This window comes from Rhodococcus sp. NFXS4 (genome assembly GCF_058139645.1).
The window spans coordinates 4,004,963-4,021,485 of the sequence record NZ_CP192221.1; the positions used below are offsets into that span (position 1 = coordinate 4,004,963).

Consider the following 16,523-nt stretch of genomic DNA (forward strand, 5'->3'; position numbering starts at 1 on the left):
ATCGCCACGAATCCCCTCGACACCATCATGGCCCTTGCATTGGATGCATGATACGTTCATGCGATGTCGGCCAAGGACACCGTCGGGTCCGGCGCTTCTCGCGCCGAGGGGTCGGCTGCTCACCTGATGCGGGACGGCCTGTCGCTGCTCGCGCCCGAGGAGACCGTGCTCGCGGCGATGATCGAAGGTTGGGAGCAACAGCAGCGCTCGCGGATGCTCGCGAACCTGACCATCGAGCGGCGGACACAGATCGTGCGCCGGTTGGTGGTCTTCACCAACGACTACCCGTGGCGGTGGTCGTCGGCGGACGTCGAGGAGTGGACGACGCATCTGGTGGAGTCGGGGTCCGCGCATTCGACGGTGCGGCTGTATCAGATGGCGGCATCGCTGTTCTGCAGCTACATCTCCGACGTCCGCTACCGGTGGCACGAGGTCTGTGAGCGGCACTTCGGGGTGCACCCGGTGCAGATCTTCCACGAGTGGAACATGGTCGTGCACCGCAGCGACTACGAAGGGCGGCCGGGGAATCGGCCGCTGACCCGCGACGAGTTGCAGGCGTTCTTCGACTATTGCGACACCCGGGTGAGCCGGGTCGGTGCCTCCGGCCGCAAGGGATGGTTGGCGAGCTATCGCGACGCGACGTTGTTCAAGGTGATCTACGCCTGGGGTCTGCGTCGCCGGGAGGCCTCGATGCTCGACATCGTCGACTGGACCGCCAACCCGGCGGCCGCAGAGTTCGGCCGCTACGGGGCGCTGTCGGTGCGACACGGCAAAGCCCACTCCGGCGGGCCACCGCGGCGGCGCACGGTCCTGACCACCATGGAGTGGGCCGCCGAGGCCGTCGACGAGTGGGTCACCGAGATCCGGCCCCTCTACGACTCCGACCAACTCGCCCTCTGGCCCACCGAGCGCAGCGCACGGGTGGGAGCGGTGTCGATCTCGCAACGGTTCGCCGAGTACCGCGACGCCGTCGGTCTCGAGAAACACCTCGGCCCGCATTGTCTGCGCCACTCGTATGCGACACATCTGCTTGAGGACGGCTTCGATCACCTCTTCGTCCAGCAACAACTCGGACACTCCTGGGGATCGACCACCGCGATCTACACCAGCGTCGGCACCGACTACAAGAACAACGCCCTACGACGAGCACTGAGCCGGGCGTTCACCACCGCGAGCACCGACGGGGAGAACTGATGCCGCACCCGCAGCTGAACTACCAGTGGCACTTGCGCCGCCTCCTGGCCGACCAGGGCATCTTCGTGACCACCGGACTCGGACCTCTCCTCGCAGAACGGGGCATCACCCTCTCCGAAGCGCAAGTGTATCGCCTGGTTACCGGGACACCCGAACGTCTGAGCCTGCGCACCCTGATGGCACTGTGCGACATCCTCACCTGCACCCCCAACGACCTGATCGAACCGATCGCCGAACCCGCCAGCGGGACCGCGACCGGAACATCGACACACCGCCCCGACACCGCGGCCGCGACCACCCGCGCCAAGACCCGCACACCCCGACGCGCTGACATCCGGCGACGGTGATCGCAGGACGGTGTCGCATCTGCACCACCGCCGAGGTTCGCGGCAAGACGGTGTGCGACCGCTGCAGAAAACGCGCTACGCAGCACCGCGGTGCGTGCGCCGACTGCACAAAGCCGGACAAACTGTTGGACGACGACGACACCTGTCGGTGGTGCCGCCAGAAGGCGCCTCGCACCTGCACCTGTTGCCACGCAATAGGAGCAGCTCTCACCAGCGTCGAAGGCGACACCCTGTGTCACCGGTGCACACTGACCCGCCGCCTCGACGCGATCATCCCTCCTCATGCTGACAGCCCGCTCGCACCGCTGCGGCAGCCGCTCCTGCACGCCGAACCCGTCACCACCCGTCGGTGGCTGATCCGCGCCACACCCCTGCTGCTCTCCATCCAGGACGGCAGCACAGCCCTCACACACACCTCGTTCGACACCCTCCCGCACCCGAAGTCGGTCGAGCACCTGCGCTCGCTCCTCGTCGCCACCGGCATCCTCGGTCCCGATCTCGACCGAAGCCTGCGCCGCCTCGAAGCCCAACTCCCCCAACTACTGAGCAGCCTGACCCCGAACCACCGCGCACTCCTGACCAGGTGGACACAATGGGCTGTTCTCCCCAAACTGCGAGCGACGACCGAAAAACGAGAAGGCCATGTCGGCGCCCAGAACGCTCGCTCACAGATCCGCCAAACGGCACTGTTCCTCGACCTCCTACAGCAGCGCTCGACAGAGCTCGGCGACTGCACACAACACGACATCGACACCTGGTTCAGTGCGCCCGGAGCGGTCCGCTGGCGGGTGCGGTCCTTCCTGACGTGGGCCCGACGCAACAGACACCTGCCCCGCACACTCACCCTCCCCTCGAGCTACCGAGGCCGAGCGGAAGTCCCCACCGGCGACGACGAGAGGTGGCAGATCAGTCGACGCCTCGTCCACGACGAGTCGCTGGACCCCGCCGACAGGCTCGCCGGCGCTCTGATCGCGCTGTTCGCCCAACCGCTGACCCGTATCGCCGGACTCACCACTGCCCACGTCACCGAAACCGACGCCGGAGTCGAACTGCGACTCGGCAACGCCGACACGCTCCTCCTACCGGACCCGTTCGCCCAGATCGCACTGCAACTACCCCGACCACGACGCGCAGGAACCGCAGAGCAGATACCTCAGACGTGGCTCTTCCCCGGTCACCGTGCTGACATGCCACTCACGGCGACCGCACTCGGTAACCGGTTGCGTCACATCGGTATCAGTCCGCAGGCCTTGAGACTGTCCGCCATCGCCCACCTCACCCGAGAGCTCCCACCGAGCGCACTCGCCACGATGCTGGGCCTGAACGCACACACCGTCGCGCAGCACACGCTCCGAGCCGGCGGCCAATGGGCGAACTACGCCGCCGACCGCCACTCCTGAGTCCCGCTATTCGGATGATCGAATACGGCAACCCTGCCAGTGGAGTACGAATGGAACGCGGCCATGTGGTCGAGGTAGGCGCGCCAGGACGCTGAATCTACCAGCGCAGCAACCTGCTCGGTGATCGAGTTGTGCAGGCGTTCGGCCAACTCCCGGCGGGCTTGGGCCTTGTCCTCGGCGGACTTGGTGCTGGTGCGGGCGGCGCGGCGTGTGGTCATGGTGATCGGTCCCTCTCTCCCAGTGTTCTTTCGCCGTCATCTGGCGTGGGGAGAGAAGGGCGGTGCCCGGGAACGGTGTTCAGCACCCGAGGCGAAAAGTTCTCAGCCGTAGGCGCATTCGGAGAAGTTTTCGGACCCGTCGGGGCCGGAGCGCAGCGGAGGTCGGGTGTTGGTGAGACGGGCACGGGTGACGCACGATCTTCAGAAGCCAGATGGTCGAAAGAACAACGCTTTTCGACAGAACGGAGCGCAGCGGAGTTCCGACTAGTGGACGCCCGCAGGGTGGCCTACGCCCGGCCGCGCGCGGACCGGGGACCGCCGGCCACTCCCCCGCGGCTGCCACCTTTCTCGCGTGAGCCCGCCCGCTCGGTGCCGCAGCAAGGGGAGTCGACTGGACGCGCGGCGCACTCGGACATGGTTTAGCGTTGACGCGTGGTTACAGACAACATGCCCGTGGCCGGGTCGGGTCGATCGTTCTGCCCCCGCAATTCTGGGGGTTCGGTCGGCGAACGGCTTGTTGTTCAGACCGAGCGAGCCGAGTCCGCGTGAGGATCGCAGTCTTCGCGCTGGGCACTCGTGGTGACGTTCAACCGTTCGTCCAGATCGCTCGTGATCTGGAAACGTCCGGGCACGACGTGCGGTTCGCCACGCCGCCGGGCATGGGCGCCCTGACTCGAATGCTCGATCACGCCTCGATCACCGAATACGGGCCGGACGTGAGCCGCTTCCTCAATTCCGATCGAGGTCAGCGCATCATCCTCTCCGGCCGCACGTCGTGGTTGATGCGCGAATTGTTCGCGCTCAACAACCAGCACGCTGCCGAGATCGCGAACACCGTCGACGAACTCTCGCGCGACTCCGATGTCATCATCGGCGGGTCCTTGTCGGAGGAGAAGACAGCCGCCGCCGCCGTCCGGCACGGCGCCGCGCTCCACAGCATCCACTTCGCGCCGTTCACCAAGAACTCCGCGGTGCCCCACTCGTTGTTCGACGTTCGCGATCTGGGCACGTTCGGCAACCGACGAACCTACGACCTGTTCACCGCGCTGCGTACCGCGGCGTCGATCGACGACGTGGTGCGTGCCGATGACATCGCATGGTCGGATCGGTTGTCTCCGCGGCTGATTCGAGCTGCTGCGATGACGACCACCGATGCCTACAGTCGGCATCTCATCCCGGACCGCGCGCGAGGCGGGGACTCGCGCATCGATCCCGTCGGGTTCATCCACCTGTCCGAGAACCTCCGGGGCCGCTTGTCGGCAGGCGACGACACCGACGCCGCGATCGAGTGGATCGACGGCGAGCGCACCGACGTCGTCTACGTGGGATTCGGCAGCATGCCGGTCGGTGACCCCGCCCGGTTGCTGTCACTGCTGTCGATGCTCGCCGAGGGACTCGACATCCGCATCGTGTGGTGTACCGGATGGTCCGCTGCGAGCTCACGCGCGGGCGATCCGCGGGTCCTGGTCGTCCACGAAGTCGATCACAGTCGCCTGATGGCGCGGTGCGCCGCCGTGGTCCATCACGGCGGCGCCGGAACGACAGCAGAGGCGGCCCGAGCAGGTAAACCGCAGGTGATCATGCCGTTCTTCTGGGACCAGCCGTTCTGGGGCCGCATGGTCGTCGATAGAAGTGTCGGAACGTGCGTGCGCTACACCCGAGCGACCCCCCGCACCGTCCTCGCTGCCGTGCGGACCGCACTCTCGACCGCGATTCGCGCGAACGCACACTCACTGGCGCACCGGATGCGGGACGAGAACGGACGCGCCGCCGCCGGCACCGCCGTCGGTGACACGCGAACGGTATCGGAGCGCGCCTGATCACAAATGCCTATCGGACCGGGCGTGCGCAGCTCCGGTTCCGGGAGTGGGCACCGACTTGCTCGGTGCGGGGCCGATGACGCTGGCCGATATCAGTTCGGCTGTTCACTCTTCGTCGAGGAGCGCGAGGGTACGACGGAGAAGCTCGTCGGCGCGGTCCTCGATGTCGTCGAACACCAGCGCCACATCGGCGAGCGAGGTGTGTGCGGCGCGCCGGGCAGCGACACCGGCCGCGTGCGTGTCATCGAGACGCATGTCCGTCGATTCCCGGTTCTCGGCCTCCGGCTCGGCGTGACCGGCGCCGACGACACCGGCGCCTCCGGTCGATCGTCGACCGGGGCCGGAACGCACGGCAACAATCCGATGCGGCGGGGCGGTGCCGGCCAGGTGCGCGGACAGCACCTGCGCCACCGCCGCCGGGGACATCGCGGTCGGCGGTAGAGGCACTGCGCCCCACCGGTCGATCGGCATCACCACCGGGCCGGACGTCGACCCACCGGACGCTTTCTGGTCGTCCTGGAACGTTCCTGTGGCCATGTGCTGCTGCAACACACGTGTCGACGGGTGTCGGTTCACCACGTCCAGTACTTGTTCCCAGTGCCGCCACACCCGCCGGAACGGAATCGGAGCGGCGGCGCCGCCGGTGTCCGTCAGGTGCAGGTGGTGGCGCGCACCGATGTCCAGACCGTCACCGGTCACGGTGACGTCGCGGCGGTCGAGCGCGGAGATGTCGGTGGGTCGTAGTCCGCCGGCGTACAGGGCGAGGATCACCGCGTCGCGGCGACCGAACATGCCGTGCGGCCACCCGGAGGCGGGGAGGGCGGCGATGGTCGGTGCCGCAGCGGATCGGCGTTCGGCGATCCGGTCGGTGCGGGATCGGTGCAGCTGCAGACGGATCGCCGTCACGGTTCCCGGCGGAGGATGCCCGGCGTCGCGGTGTGCGCGGTTGATCACCGCGACCCGCCGACGCAGCGCGGCGGCGCCGGCGGGATTCTCTTCGAGGAACGCGGCCAGCGTCACCGGTGACGCCGGGAGGGCGGGCTGTTCGACAGCGTCGCACCAGTCGGTGAACAGTGCCCACTCGTTGCGGTACCCGCGCGGTACCGACTGAGGGCCACCCATGCCTGTGAACGGTAGTCCCGCACTCCGACACCCGTTGTGGCACCGGAGAGGTCAGAAGATGGGCAGCTGCGCCGGGTCTACTCGTGTCCGGCGCCCACGCCGGGGGACGCCGGTGGCGGCAACATCGCGGCGGGGCGGCGATGGTTGGGGGGCAGCAGGATCGGATACGCCTGCGCGTGCGGCGATCATCGCGCGCACCGCGGCGCGGCTGTCGCCGCGCACGGCGCGGGTGACTGCATCGGGTGTGTCGAACTGGGCCCGCCACCGGGCGGACCCCGGCGGCGGGGCGCCGAGGACGGTGTCGGTGAGCCTGTCGAGGAGAACATCGATCCGGTCGTGGAGCACCTGCACCGCATCCGCGACAGCTGCTTCGGCCACCACAGGTGACCTTTGCTGCCCATCGACGGATCTCGCCATGACGTCACCGTACTCACCGTCACCGACTCGGACCGCGACGTGATGCAACGGGGCTGCCCGTGACTCGTGATGTACATGAAGCGATCACGAATCCACGAAGGGTGCTGCGCCGCGGCGACGCACCCTGGCTGGGCGTCTGCACCACGTGCCGGTGTGTCCGTCGAAAACGAGCCCGTCAGGTGTGACGCGGCGGGTGTCGCGCTCGCCGCGCCCGGTGCGTACGGCGGGGTCGTTCAGGTCGAGCACGGTGCCGCCCTGGCTGTACGCACGTCCCGCCCAGACCATTCCCGCGAGTTCGACCACGGCAGCGCCCCGCGGGGCAGCGCTGCTGCGGGTCAGGTCGGCGACCCGCGCCCGGCAGGCCTCGAGCAGTGGACACCGGGCGAGGCAGTCGCGTGCCGCGCCCCGGATCTTGTCGACGTAGGACTGGTCGGTGTCCCAGCGCTGCGGTCACGCTGGCACGGGGTGCGACTGTCGTTCCCGGCGACATCGCTGATGTGTACCAGGGGCTCTGGGAACACTCGGGTCGACGCGTGCGCTGTCATCGACGTCCACTCTGCCGCAGGACGTCCAGGATGTCCCGCTTTCGGCCGCCGGTATCCCCAGGGGGCCATGCCGGTGTCGGTTCGCCGGGTCGTCGGGGAACGTGTGGAGCTGACGGTTAGTTCCACACGTCGAGCGCGTCACCATCACGACGCGTCCCTGAGGCCGCTGGAGCTAGCTAGCTGGGATAGCCCGCGCACCTCGACAGCACGGGACTTAGGACTTGGGACTTGGGACTTGGGACTTGGGACTTGGGACTTAGGACTTGGGACGAACGGTGTCGAGTGGTGGGTTCGGGTCAACCGCGCGTGGGGTAGTGCCCGTCGGGTGCGTTGCTGACGACGAGCGTGCGGCTGCGCAGGGCCGCCGGGAGCAGCGTGCGCCACCGCAGCGCTTCGTCGAGGTCGGCGCTGGTCCACAGCGCGGTGACGAGCTCTGGGCCGCCTGCCGCGCGCGGTGACCGCAGCTCGACGGTGTACACGTAAGGCAACGGGTCGTCGATCTGCATCAACGGCTCCCACAGAGCGCGCGGCAGGATCGCACCGTCGGGGCTTTCCACGTAGCGGACCTCACCGCCCCACCCCGCGGTGTAGGCCCGCGCGGCCTCCATCACCGCGGACAGCGTCACCGCCGCCCGCACGATCACCGTGTCCCGGTCGTCGATCAGCCACACCAGGAACGGACCGACATCCGCCGAGGCGTCGCCCCCGGTCGGTGGGGTCGACTCCGCGCGGACGAGACCGAGGAGATCGCAGGACCGCGGCATGGGGTGAGCGGGCTGAAACATCAGGCGTCGGTCGATTCTGTCGGCGAACGAGACCGAGGACGCCGGTGCCCGTGACAGGAGCCGACACGGTGGACGGCGTGTCCTCCGATCACTTCGAGCGACCGCCCGACCGTCGAGCTCCTGCACCGAGTATCAAGCATCATCGATGGTTCCGCTGTCGATGATGCCGGTATCAGTCGAGTGAATGACATTGCCCGCCGCGACCCCACTTGTACCGTGTGCCCGAGTTAGCCTGTCCGTCGAGACCGGTCGGTCTTGCCGACGAAAGGGTTTCTCGATGACGTTCCTCCGTACCGCGGCCGGAGCTGCGGCCGCTCTGTGCGCCGTCGCCGCGCTGGCCGCCGGCTGCTCCTCCGACGAGGACGCCGCGACGACCACGAGCACATCGGCCGGCACGACCACGACAGTCGTCCGCACGACCGCGACAACACAATCGACCACCCCCGCGGCGTCGTCTCCCGTGTCCAGCACCGCACCGGCGGTGCCGACGGAGACCGAACTGACGTACGTCGAACCGATCCCGATGCCCGACCCGATCCCCTCGTTCGACCCCGAGCCGGTGGCCCCGCTCCCCCTCGTGCCGGCACCGGCACCGGCACCGAGCGCGTCCTACGCGAACTGCTCAGCAGTCAAGGCCGCCGGCGCCGCACCCATATACAAGGGCGACCCCGGATACAGCACCGACCTCGACCGCGACCGCGACGGCGTCGCCTGCGAGAACTGACCATCCGTCCTCACCGCCGATCCGCACCACTGACCGCACCGACAGAACCGAAGTCACCGATAGCCGCCAAATACGAAATCTTCCTCGACCCGTCGGGCAATTACCGTTTTTGCCTCGATCGAGAACGGCGTCAGGCCGCGGCCGCCGTCGTGCGGGCCCACGGCTTCGCGGCCGAGCAGACATACACACGACGCGACGGCGACAGCCACTGCGCCTCCACCTCATCGACGTCGACGTCGCTCACGCAGCAGCCTCGGGGGGCGAGCCGCACGGGGGTTTGACGAAGTGAACGAAATGTCGACCCACGACGGAGGTCACACCGACCAGCATCAACCCTCGTGCCGCAGCGAGGGGTGCCAGTGCGTCGGCGTCGATTCGCGCCCAGTCGTACCAAGGCCCCACCATGCCGCCGCCTTCGACGCGGAGGCACTCGGCGACGAATCCTGTTCCCGGCGCGTCCACTTCGACGAGAACAGTTCCGCCCGCGCAGGCGATGTCGTGCGCGCGACCGACGACACGGCCGGGATCACCGCCGATGCCGATGTTCCCGTCGACGAGAAGCACCGTGTCCCAGTGCCCTTCGCGGGGAACGGTGTCGAAGATGTCGGCCAGCTCGGCCTCGGCGCCGCGTTCACGGACCAGGGCGACAGCGGCCGGGGACGTGTCCACGCCCATCGCCGACGCTCCCCGGCGACGTAGTTCCTCGACCAACCGGCCCGGCCCGCACGCGAGGTCGATCGTGCGCCCCCGGCAGAGTGCGAGCAACGTCTCGTCCACGACGCGGTCGTCGACGTCTGCGTGCTCGCCGCCGAGCCACCGCCCGACCGGCAGGGCGTTCCGAGATCCGTTGCGGTGGCGCACCCACCATGCCGCATTCGTCTCTGCGGAGCGGAAGAGAGCGTCGAAACAGTTCGGGTCCTCACCCACCGACGTCGTTGTCACACGTGCCCCTTCTTGACGCATTCGACCCCGACGCCGACATCCTGTGAAGTGCGCTCGACCCCAGCAGGAATGGTTCCCGATGCCCGTTCAGAGGCGGCGGCAAACCTCGAACGTGTGGGCCCGGCTGCGCGTGGTCGCCGGCGGAAGGTGCCGGCACACGAGCGGCCCACATCGGTGTCGATGTGGGCCGCCCGTGAGGTCTGGTTCGTTACTGCGTGTTGACGGTGATCGTGGCGACTCCCACGAGCAGCCCCGGGGTGACGGCGTCAGTCTTGAACGTCTCGTTCAGCAGGCCGGCGGCGGTCTCGGAGATATGCACGGTCGTGCCCTGCAGGATCGCGGTGTTGTTCGGGCCGGTGGCCAGCGGCTCGAGCGTGCGGCCGTCGAGATCGAACAGCACGGCGTCGGTAGCGGCGCTCTCTCCGTTGACGGTCACATCACCCATGAGCAGTGAGGTGCCCGGATCGATGACGAAGTTCGTCAGCTCCACCGTGGTGCCGCCGGCGGTCAGCGACAATCCGCTGCCCTCGTGGTCGATGGAGCCCTGCACGTACGGATCGACCGTGCCCGGCGTCCAGTACTTGACGTTGCCGCCGGTGATCGGGAATCGAAGTGACCCGTCCGCCAGGGTCGCCGTGCCCACGGTTCCCGGGGTCAACCCGAGCGTGGTCAGAGCGTCCGTGAAGCCGGTATCGAGCGCAACGGCGGTGTCCACGCCGGTCAGAGCATCGACCTGCGCGGCGGGTTCGGGCTGAGTGGACGTCGATGCGGCAGCGGACGACGAACTGGACGTCGCCGTCGATCCACCGTCGTCGCTGGACGAGCAGGCGGCCAGCGGGACGAGGGACATCACGCCGATCGCGGTAGCGGCCACGGACTTACGAATGGTGAACATTGCAGCTCCTTGTCGTCGATGATGGTTACTCCACATTCGCCGCGACACGGCCCATGGATGGTGTTCGACCGCAATCGATTCCGAAGTCGACTGCGCGGCAACGGTAGTGAATCAGTGCCGTATCAACCGTGACACGATGCAGCGCAACACTTCTCGCGCTCTATCAGCGCGCCGTGCGCCCTGTCTGCGCGCCGTGCGCTTCGGTCCGGTCATGATTGCGGGACGCCCCACGTGACGGTCGCCTCGCCGCCGCGAGCACCCGCACCAGGAACACCGCGACGCTGATCGTGACCATGGCCGCCACGACCCACAGCCACCGCTCGAGATACGGGTCACGGCCCAGGCCCGTGGCCGCCACGATGGCAGTGTCGTCGGTGTTCAGGATGCCCGGGAAGAACACCAGCAGCGTCAGCGCGGCGCCGAGGGCCGGCACCCGGATGTGCTGCCGCACCGAAACCTGTCGAACCGTCCAGTTGCGAGTCGGCCGCGTCGCCCGATCCGCCAGCGAGTACAGCGGATACAGAACGAGGTCGTGCAGGATCGCCGCACCGATGAACCACACGGCGATCGACTGCCACCACCTGTCCGGGTTCCACAGTGCGTCCACCCCGAGAGTCAGGACGGCGGCACCCGCGAGGACGAAGGACACGACCATGACGGCCGCGTGAGCGGCGCCTGCCCCGTAGAGCCGCCTCATCGATCGGCCCTGCCTGCGAAGTCGATACGCGACACCCACTTGGTGTTGTGGACACCGGGAAGGCCGGGGACGATCACCCGTGCGGGGTAGCCGTGGTCGAGCGACAGCGCCGCACCGTTGACGGTCAACGCGAGAAGCGAGTCCGGATGCCACACCTGGTTCTGTGCCAGCGTCGCCTGCGCGAACGCACCTCCTTGTTCCAGCGAGGCCACTGTGGCGGTGCCGTCGGTCACGCCGGTGAGCCCGGCGAGGTCTCGCAGCCGTACCCCGGTCCACTCCTGCGTCGTCGACCACCCCTCGACGCACGCGATCGGTAGTACTGCAGTGTGCTGCTCCATCGCCTCCAATGCCGCTCGGTCGAGAACGACACGTGTCGTTCCCGACAACTCCACTCGCCACGACTCCCCGGTGGACGCCGGATCGATTCCCGCTGCGACCGCCGTGCGATTGATCTGGAAGTCGTTCGGCCCGTCGCCGTAGGAGCGGCCGCGGGGCAGCAGCAGAGCGGTGGATCGCAGTGGCCCGTCGATGGTCTGACCGATGGAGAGGACTGCCAGGAGGCCGCTTCCACTCGCCACGAGGGCGAGGGCGCCGCGCCGGGAGATGCCGTCCGGCGCCTTCTGCTCGTGCTCCGGTTCCGCGCCGGCCGCTCGGTTGCGCTCCCGGAGCACCTCGGACAGCGACGTCTGTCGCAACGTCCTCCACATGACCGGAACCTTGACGGCCACGTGCGCGAGGAATCCGGCAATGAACACCCATGCCCCGAAGTAGTGGGCCGTGTAGAAGTCGAAGCCGAAGACGTAGTCGTACTGGATGTTGAGCACACCGGTGACGATCTCGAACAGCACACCACCGACGAGCATCAACAGGCTGAGCCGCTCGAGCGCCTGCGCCGGGGATCGGACCGGCGGCCATTGCACCAGCTTCGGCATCACCGACCACAGCTTCGCGAGCACCAACGGAATGATGACGATGCCGAGCGTGACGTGCAGGCCCTGGTTCACCCGGTAGATCCACGACGGATCGGTCGGCCAGTCGAACTGGGGCAATCTCAGCCACCCCACGTCGCCCGGGCGGGCCTGCCCGAACTGCGGCCCGTACGCGATGTAGGACAGCAGCCCGGTCACAGTGATCACCGGCAGTGCCACCAGAAGGACGGCACCGAACACCGACGTCAACCAGGGACCGCGAATCGCACTTCGGAACTCAGGCAGCTGAGGCAACAGAACCCTTTCGACTACCCCGACGGCAGATGCTCACCACCATGGCACGGCGATCACCGAGACGCAGGTGGGCTCCCCAGCCCCGCCGCAAGCAGAACGGTGATCAGCCGGCGACGTGGCCGATGCCGCTGTCACTGTCGCCCTCACCGTTGCATACCGCACAGCCCCGAACAACCCCTCCGATCACAGGGTCGGGCAGACCCCACCCCCCAGCGTCGTCAGGTAAACGGAGACGGTTCGACTCTCGTGTGCGCGGTCATCAGAATGGTGCCCAATGCGGCGCGGGAGGCGTCGTCGCCGAACGGGGTCGCGGCGATGTCGCGCAGGATCTGCTCGCACAACCGTCGGACGGAAACGTTCGTCTCCTGCGACCGCCACTTGATCAGCTCGAACGCCTTCTCGTCGCTGACGTCCATCACCGCCATCACGATGCCTTTGCACTGCTCGATCGCAGCCCGCGAGTCGATCGCCGCCTTGAATCCGTCCACTTGCAGTTGCGCGTCGGCGGCGCGTCGCGCCGCAGCGAGGACGGATCCGGTGACGGTGACGTAGATGCGCAGCGCCGCTTCGTCGAGCCGACTGAATCCATGATCGCCGTGACTGTAGAGATTCAATGCGCCGTAATGGTCATCGTCGACGGCCACCGGGGCGGAGAGGAAGCTGCGGATCCCACTGTCGGCGTTGTTCTTCCAGAACTCGGGGAACCGGTTCGCGGCCGACGTACCGTTCAGGCGCACCATCGTCCGGGTGGCGGCAGCCTCCAGGCAGGGGCCCTCATGGGTCCGGTACTGGGCCTTGTCCACGGTGAGGACGACGTCGTCGGTGAACGACGTGGTCAACGGTTTGCCGCGGCGGATCACCGTCACCCCCGCTGCGTCGGCGCCGGCCACGGTGGCGACCAGGTCGCGGCACATCCGGTCCAGGGTGGCGTCGACCTCGGACAGCGACGTCAAGAACGCCGTCATCTGATCCACCGCGTCCGCGACGGTGACCATGACGTCGTCCGCGTCCGCCGCGCTGCCCTCGGTGTGGTGGTGCGTGTCGTCCATGAGAGGGAGCTCCCGTTCTCGGGTGGGGTCACCGAGGACGAAGCCCGAGCTCGGGGCCGGGTGTGGTCTCACCGCGCTGGCGCAGACGACGGTAGCACCGGAAACCGACCGGACTATCGGGACACGAGGACATCACTTCCGGTGTCGGCGGAACCCGGTTTTGAGCGGGGTTCGGGGGACACTGTCGCGACGCGTCCCGTGCGGTCAGGCGTCGTCGAACGTGCGCGGGTCCAGAGTGCGATGCACCACGCTCCGAGCGACCGCGGTGACGGGCTCCGACTGCGCGTAGGCGTATCCGCGCAGTCGGGCCGCCGCGTCGTCGACCGGGATCCCCAGCCGGGCGGCGAGCATCCCGATGGCCGTGTGCACCTCCGATCGGGAGAACTCGGCGCTGAGGTACTCGCCCGCACCGGCGGTATCGGATCCCGGTGCAGCATCTGCTGCCGCCTGGTCGCTGCTCGCCTCGGCGATCAGTGCCGGACCGATCATCGCCGCGATTCCCGCTGCCGCCGCGTGCTGCTCGAGACTCAACGGCCCCGCGGCGACACGGTAGAGCTCGAGCGACCCCAACGGCACCCCGTCGACCGACAGCGGGAACGCGTACACCGCCCGCACCTCGAGTTCTTCCACGACCGCCGAGGCGAACACCGGCCACCGCACCGCCGCGGGGGCATCGCTCAGGTCGGGCACCGTGTGCGGCTCCTGGCTCCGGAACGCATCCAGACACGGCCCCTCGCCGATCGTGAACTGCAACTCGTCGATCCGCGTGGCCACCGAATCGGTGCTGTAGACCAACTCACGCGTCAACGGGGACCCCGAGATCACTGCGACACCGGCGCCGTCGACGCCAGCCGCGTCCACCACCATCTCCGCCAGCAACGCCGCCGACAGCCCACCGCCACCACCGCCGCCCCCCATTGCCGTTGCTGTGGTCGTCGTGCTCGTCGTGCATCCGCTCCGACCCGGTCCTTTCTGCGCTCGACGAGGCGGCGACCACGCCGGACGGTGAACGCCGAGGGGCAGGAATGCCCGCTGTCGCCCGCGTCAAACGGGTGACCGCGCTGTCGTCCTCGTCGACGACGGGCGACGGCGCCTCCGCGGTCGGGGTCCTGGTGCGAGTGCCGGACCGCGGAAGCCGGTCGGGGGCGTTGCTGACCACCAGGGTGCGGGCGCGCAACGCCTCCGGCATCGCAGCCCGCCACCGCAGCGCATCCGCGAGCACCGTCGTCGTCCACAACGCCGACACCACATCACGCAGATCCGAACGAGGCGAACGGAACTCGACGGTGTACACGTACGGCAACGGTTCACGCGCCGCCACCAGCGACACCCACCGGTCCTCCTCGACGATGACCCCGTCGGCGTCCTCGACGAACAACACCACCGCACCCCACGCCGCGCAGTACGCCCGCGCCACCTCGACAGCGCCGGCGAGACCGTCCGCCGCCCGCACGATGACGGTGTCCCGATCGTCGACCAACCAGACCAGGAACCGCTCCCCCGCACCTGCGGGTCCGTGGACACCGGTCGGCTCGAATGCCCCGACGTCGACGAAGTCGCACGAACGAGGAACGTGCGGGACGCGGTCGGTCATGGCCCACCGTTGCACATTCGCACCAGCACCGACGAGGTCCGGCCCAAACACACCGATCGCGGTGGGGAACGCCGAAGCTGCCGCGCCGGTCGCCCGCCCATCGAGACACCTCGCCGACAGAGCCAGGGAAGCTGTGCGCCCTCCGATCCGGGGCCGCTGAGACGGAATGGTTCCACCGAGACTGAACCGGCCCACGGCCGGACAGTCAGCTCCGCATCAGGTGAGCGGGATGCCCTCCCGGCGACGCGTATCTCGTGACGCCGCAGACGTAGCGGCGTTCCTACGGAATGGGACCGGCTTGACCGACGCTGCGTAAGAGTGCGCGTTGGACGAGCACGGGTGGTCACGGGTATCGGTGTGTGCGGCAGATGCTCGCTGCCACGGCGGAGACGTCGAGGTGGCAGCGCTCGGCGTGGGCGGTGATCCGCGCATCTGCTGTGTCGATGTCGACGTCGTCGACGGCCATCACGATGCCCGTGGCCATCGCCCGAGTACGTCGGCGGTCGAGGACGGACCGCACCCAGCGGGCCCGCCGGCTGGGCAGGTCCTCGTCGCGCGTTCGGCGGTGGTCGTTCGGCACCATGGAGCACACTCCTGACGTCGCGCCCTTCGCGGAGAGGAAGGGACACGACCGAGATCGGATAGAAGAATCCGATCGGCAGGGGTTGTACCGAACACGGGCCACCCTACGCCTGACAGCTGTGACAAGGTGACGTTCACCAATGGGCGCGTGGCCGCCCACGTACAGCGGCAATGAGGGAGGTTCCCGTGCTCGACGACCCGGACACGCACACCGACACCGGGGACGGCTCCCGGTCGCTCGGGCACGCGATGGCGGAGATGGCCCGAGTGATCCAGGAGGACCACGACAGCGTCGACGAAACCCTCTCCGCGATCACCGTGCAGGCCGCGCACCTGATCCCCGGCGCCGACCACGCCGGCATCACCCTGGTGACGAAGAACCACAAGGTCGACTCCCGCGCCGCCACCGACGACCTTCCCCGCATCATCGACGAGCTGCAGGAACGGTGCCGGGAAGGACCGTGCCTGGACACGGTGTGGAAGCACCACAGCGTGCGCGTGGTCGACATGGCCAGCGAGGACCGGTGGCCGACCTTCTCCCCCGCCGCCGCGGACCAGGGAGTTCAGTCGATGCTGACCTTCCGCCTCTACACACACCGCGACCACCTCGGCGCACTGAATCTGTACTCCGACACCGCGCACGGGTTCGACGACACCGACGACGACGTCGGCATCATGCTCGCCACCCACGCCGCGATAGCCCTCGTCGCCGCCGAACGCGAAAAGAAACTCGAATCCGCGCTGGCCACCAGAGATGTCATCGGACAAGCCAAAGGCATCGTCATGGAACGCTACGACCTACGTGCCGACGCCGCGTTCGCGATGCTGGTGCGCCTGTCGCAGGAGTGGCACACACCGGTCACCGACCTCGCCGAGCGCATCGCACGACGCGACCAAGACTGACCGGAACTTCTGTTAACGCACCGTCACGGCTGCTCGATCGAGGGACCGACAACAGGTGGTTGCGGA

General features: G+C 68.1%; 19 protein-coding genes. 6 read left to right on the top strand and 13 right to left on the bottom strand.

Annotated elements, in window-relative coordinates; all coding sequences use genetic code 11:
• Positions 1 to 63 precede the first annotated feature (63 nt).
• The 3 genes from J4E04_RS18975 (at position 64) to J4E04_RS18985 (ending at position 2,941) form a co-directional block, all read left to right on the top strand.
• Positions 64 to 1,194, top strand: coding sequence for a tyrosine-type recombinase/integrase (locus J4E04_RS18975; RefSeq protein WP_490149340.1), 1,131 nt, complete (start codon positions 64 to 66; stop codon positions 1,192 to 1,194).
• On the top strand, positions 1,194 to 1,541 hold the full coding sequence (locus J4E04_RS18980; protein ID WP_490149341.1) for a helix-turn-helix domain-containing protein: 348 nt from the start codon (positions 1,194 to 1,196) through the stop codon (positions 1,539 to 1,541). Before J4E04_RS18975 ends, J4E04_RS18980 begins: the two co-directional genes overlap by 1 nt.
• 125 nt (positions 1,542 to 1,666) lie before the next feature.
• Positions 1,667 to 2,941, top strand: coding sequence for a hypothetical protein (locus J4E04_RS18985; RefSeq protein ID WP_490149342.1), 1,275 nt, complete (start codon positions 1,667 to 1,669; stop codon positions 2,939 to 2,941).
• Here the strand turns inward: J4E04_RS18985 and J4E04_RS18990 are convergent.
• Positions 2,917 to 3,159, bottom strand: a complete 243-nt coding sequence (locus tag J4E04_RS18990) for a hypothetical protein (protein ID WP_490149343.1) — start codon at positions 3,157 to 3,159, stop codon at positions 2,917 to 2,919. The genes J4E04_RS18985 and J4E04_RS18990 overlap by 25 nt on opposite strands.
• Before the next feature lie 545 nt (positions 3,160 to 3,704).
• On the opposite strand from J4E04_RS18990, the gene J4E04_RS18995 reads away from it, so the two are divergent.
• Positions 3,705 to 4,979, top strand: a complete 1,275-nt coding sequence (locus J4E04_RS18995; RefSeq protein WP_490149344.1) for a glycosyltransferase — start codon at positions 3,705 to 3,707, stop codon at positions 4,977 to 4,979.
• Positions 4,980 to 5,084: 105 nt separating this feature from the next.
• Here J4E04_RS18995 and J4E04_RS19000 read toward each other — a convergent pair whose 3' ends face one another.
• From J4E04_RS19000 to J4E04_RS19010, 3 genes are all read right to left on the bottom strand, one after another.
• A complete protein-coding gene (locus J4E04_RS19000; RefSeq protein ID WP_490149345.1) occupies positions 5,085 to 6,101 on the bottom strand; it encodes a recombinase in 1,017 nt (338 codons plus the stop codon).
• Between the two features lie 51 nt (positions 6,102 to 6,152).
• The gene (locus J4E04_RS19005; RefSeq protein WP_490149346.1) at positions 6,153 to 6,479 is read right to left on the bottom strand and encodes a hypothetical protein; all 327 of its coding nucleotides are present in this window, start codon (positions 6,477 to 6,479) and stop codon (positions 6,153 to 6,155) included.
• Between the two features lie 880 nt (positions 6,480 to 7,359).
• A complete protein-coding gene (locus J4E04_RS19010; RefSeq protein ID WP_490149347.1) occupies positions 7,360 to 7,848 on the bottom strand; it encodes a hypothetical protein in 489 nt (162 codons plus the stop codon).
• A 277-nt stretch (positions 7,849 to 8,125) separates the two neighbouring features.
• On the opposite strand from J4E04_RS19010, the gene J4E04_RS19015 reads away from it, so the two are divergent.
• Positions 8,126 to 8,572 carry an excalibur calcium-binding domain-containing protein gene (locus tag J4E04_RS19015; protein ID WP_490149348.1) on the top strand — a complete coding sequence of 149 codons (447 nt, stop codon included), beginning with the start codon at positions 8,126 to 8,128 and terminating at the stop codon, positions 8,570 to 8,572.
• Between the two features lie 53 nt (positions 8,573 to 8,625).
• On the opposite strand, the gene J4E04_RS19020 is transcribed toward J4E04_RS19015, so the two are convergent.
• From J4E04_RS19020 to J4E04_RS19060, 9 genes are all read right to left on the bottom strand, one after another.
• Positions 8,626 to 8,781, bottom strand: a complete 156-nt coding sequence (locus J4E04_RS19020) for a hypothetical protein (RefSeq protein ID WP_490149349.1) — start codon at positions 8,779 to 8,781, stop codon at positions 8,626 to 8,628.
• Positions 8,782 to 8,812: 31 nt separating this feature from the next.
• Positions 8,813 to 9,514, bottom strand: a complete 702-nt coding sequence (locus J4E04_RS19025) for a methyltransferase domain-containing protein (protein WP_490149350.1) — start codon at positions 9,512 to 9,514, stop codon at positions 8,813 to 8,815.
• 208 nt (positions 9,515 to 9,722) lie between these two features.
• A complete protein-coding gene (locus tag J4E04_RS19030) occupies positions 9,723 to 10,409 on the bottom strand; it encodes a hypothetical protein (protein ID WP_490149351.1) in 687 nt (228 codons plus the stop codon).
• A gap of 163 nt (positions 10,410 to 10,572) precedes the next feature.
• Positions 10,573 to 11,106, bottom strand: coding sequence for a hypothetical protein (locus J4E04_RS19035; RefSeq protein WP_490149352.1), 534 nt, complete (start codon positions 11,104 to 11,106; stop codon positions 10,573 to 10,575).
• Complete coding sequence (locus J4E04_RS19040; protein WP_490150579.1) at positions 11,103 to 12,332, bottom strand: molybdopterin-dependent oxidoreductase; 1,230 nt, start codon at positions 12,330 to 12,332, stop codon at positions 11,103 to 11,105. The genes J4E04_RS19035 and J4E04_RS19040 overlap by 4 nt, the downstream gene beginning before the upstream one ends.
• A 215-nt stretch (positions 12,333 to 12,547) precedes the next feature.
• The gene (locus tag J4E04_RS19045) at positions 12,548 to 13,378 is read right to left on the bottom strand and encodes a GAF and ANTAR domain-containing protein (protein WP_490149353.1); all 831 of its coding nucleotides are present in this window, start codon (positions 13,376 to 13,378) and stop codon (positions 12,548 to 12,550) included.
• A gap of 204 nt (positions 13,379 to 13,582) precedes the next feature.
• On the bottom strand, positions 13,583 to 14,245 hold the full coding sequence (locus J4E04_RS19050; RefSeq protein ID WP_490149354.1) for a GAF and ANTAR domain-containing protein: 663 nt from the start codon (positions 14,243 to 14,245) through the stop codon (positions 13,583 to 13,585).
• The gene (locus J4E04_RS19055) at positions 14,175 to 14,972 is read right to left on the bottom strand and encodes a hypothetical protein (protein ID WP_490149355.1); all 798 of its coding nucleotides are present in this window, start codon (positions 14,970 to 14,972) and stop codon (positions 14,175 to 14,177) included. The genes J4E04_RS19050 and J4E04_RS19055 overlap by 71 nt, the downstream gene beginning before the upstream one ends.
• Before the next feature lie 343 nt (positions 14,973 to 15,315).
• A complete protein-coding gene (locus J4E04_RS19060; protein ID WP_490149356.1) occupies positions 15,316 to 15,555 on the bottom strand; it encodes a hypothetical protein in 240 nt (79 codons plus the stop codon).
• 185 nt (positions 15,556 to 15,740) lie between these two features.
• On the opposite strand from J4E04_RS19060, the gene J4E04_RS19065 reads away from it, so the two are divergent.
• The gene (locus tag J4E04_RS19065) at positions 15,741 to 16,457 is read left to right on the top strand and encodes a GAF and ANTAR domain-containing protein (protein WP_490149357.1); all 717 of its coding nucleotides are present in this window, start codon (positions 15,741 to 15,743) and stop codon (positions 16,455 to 16,457) included.
• Positions 16,458 to 16,523: the final 66 nt, after the last annotated feature.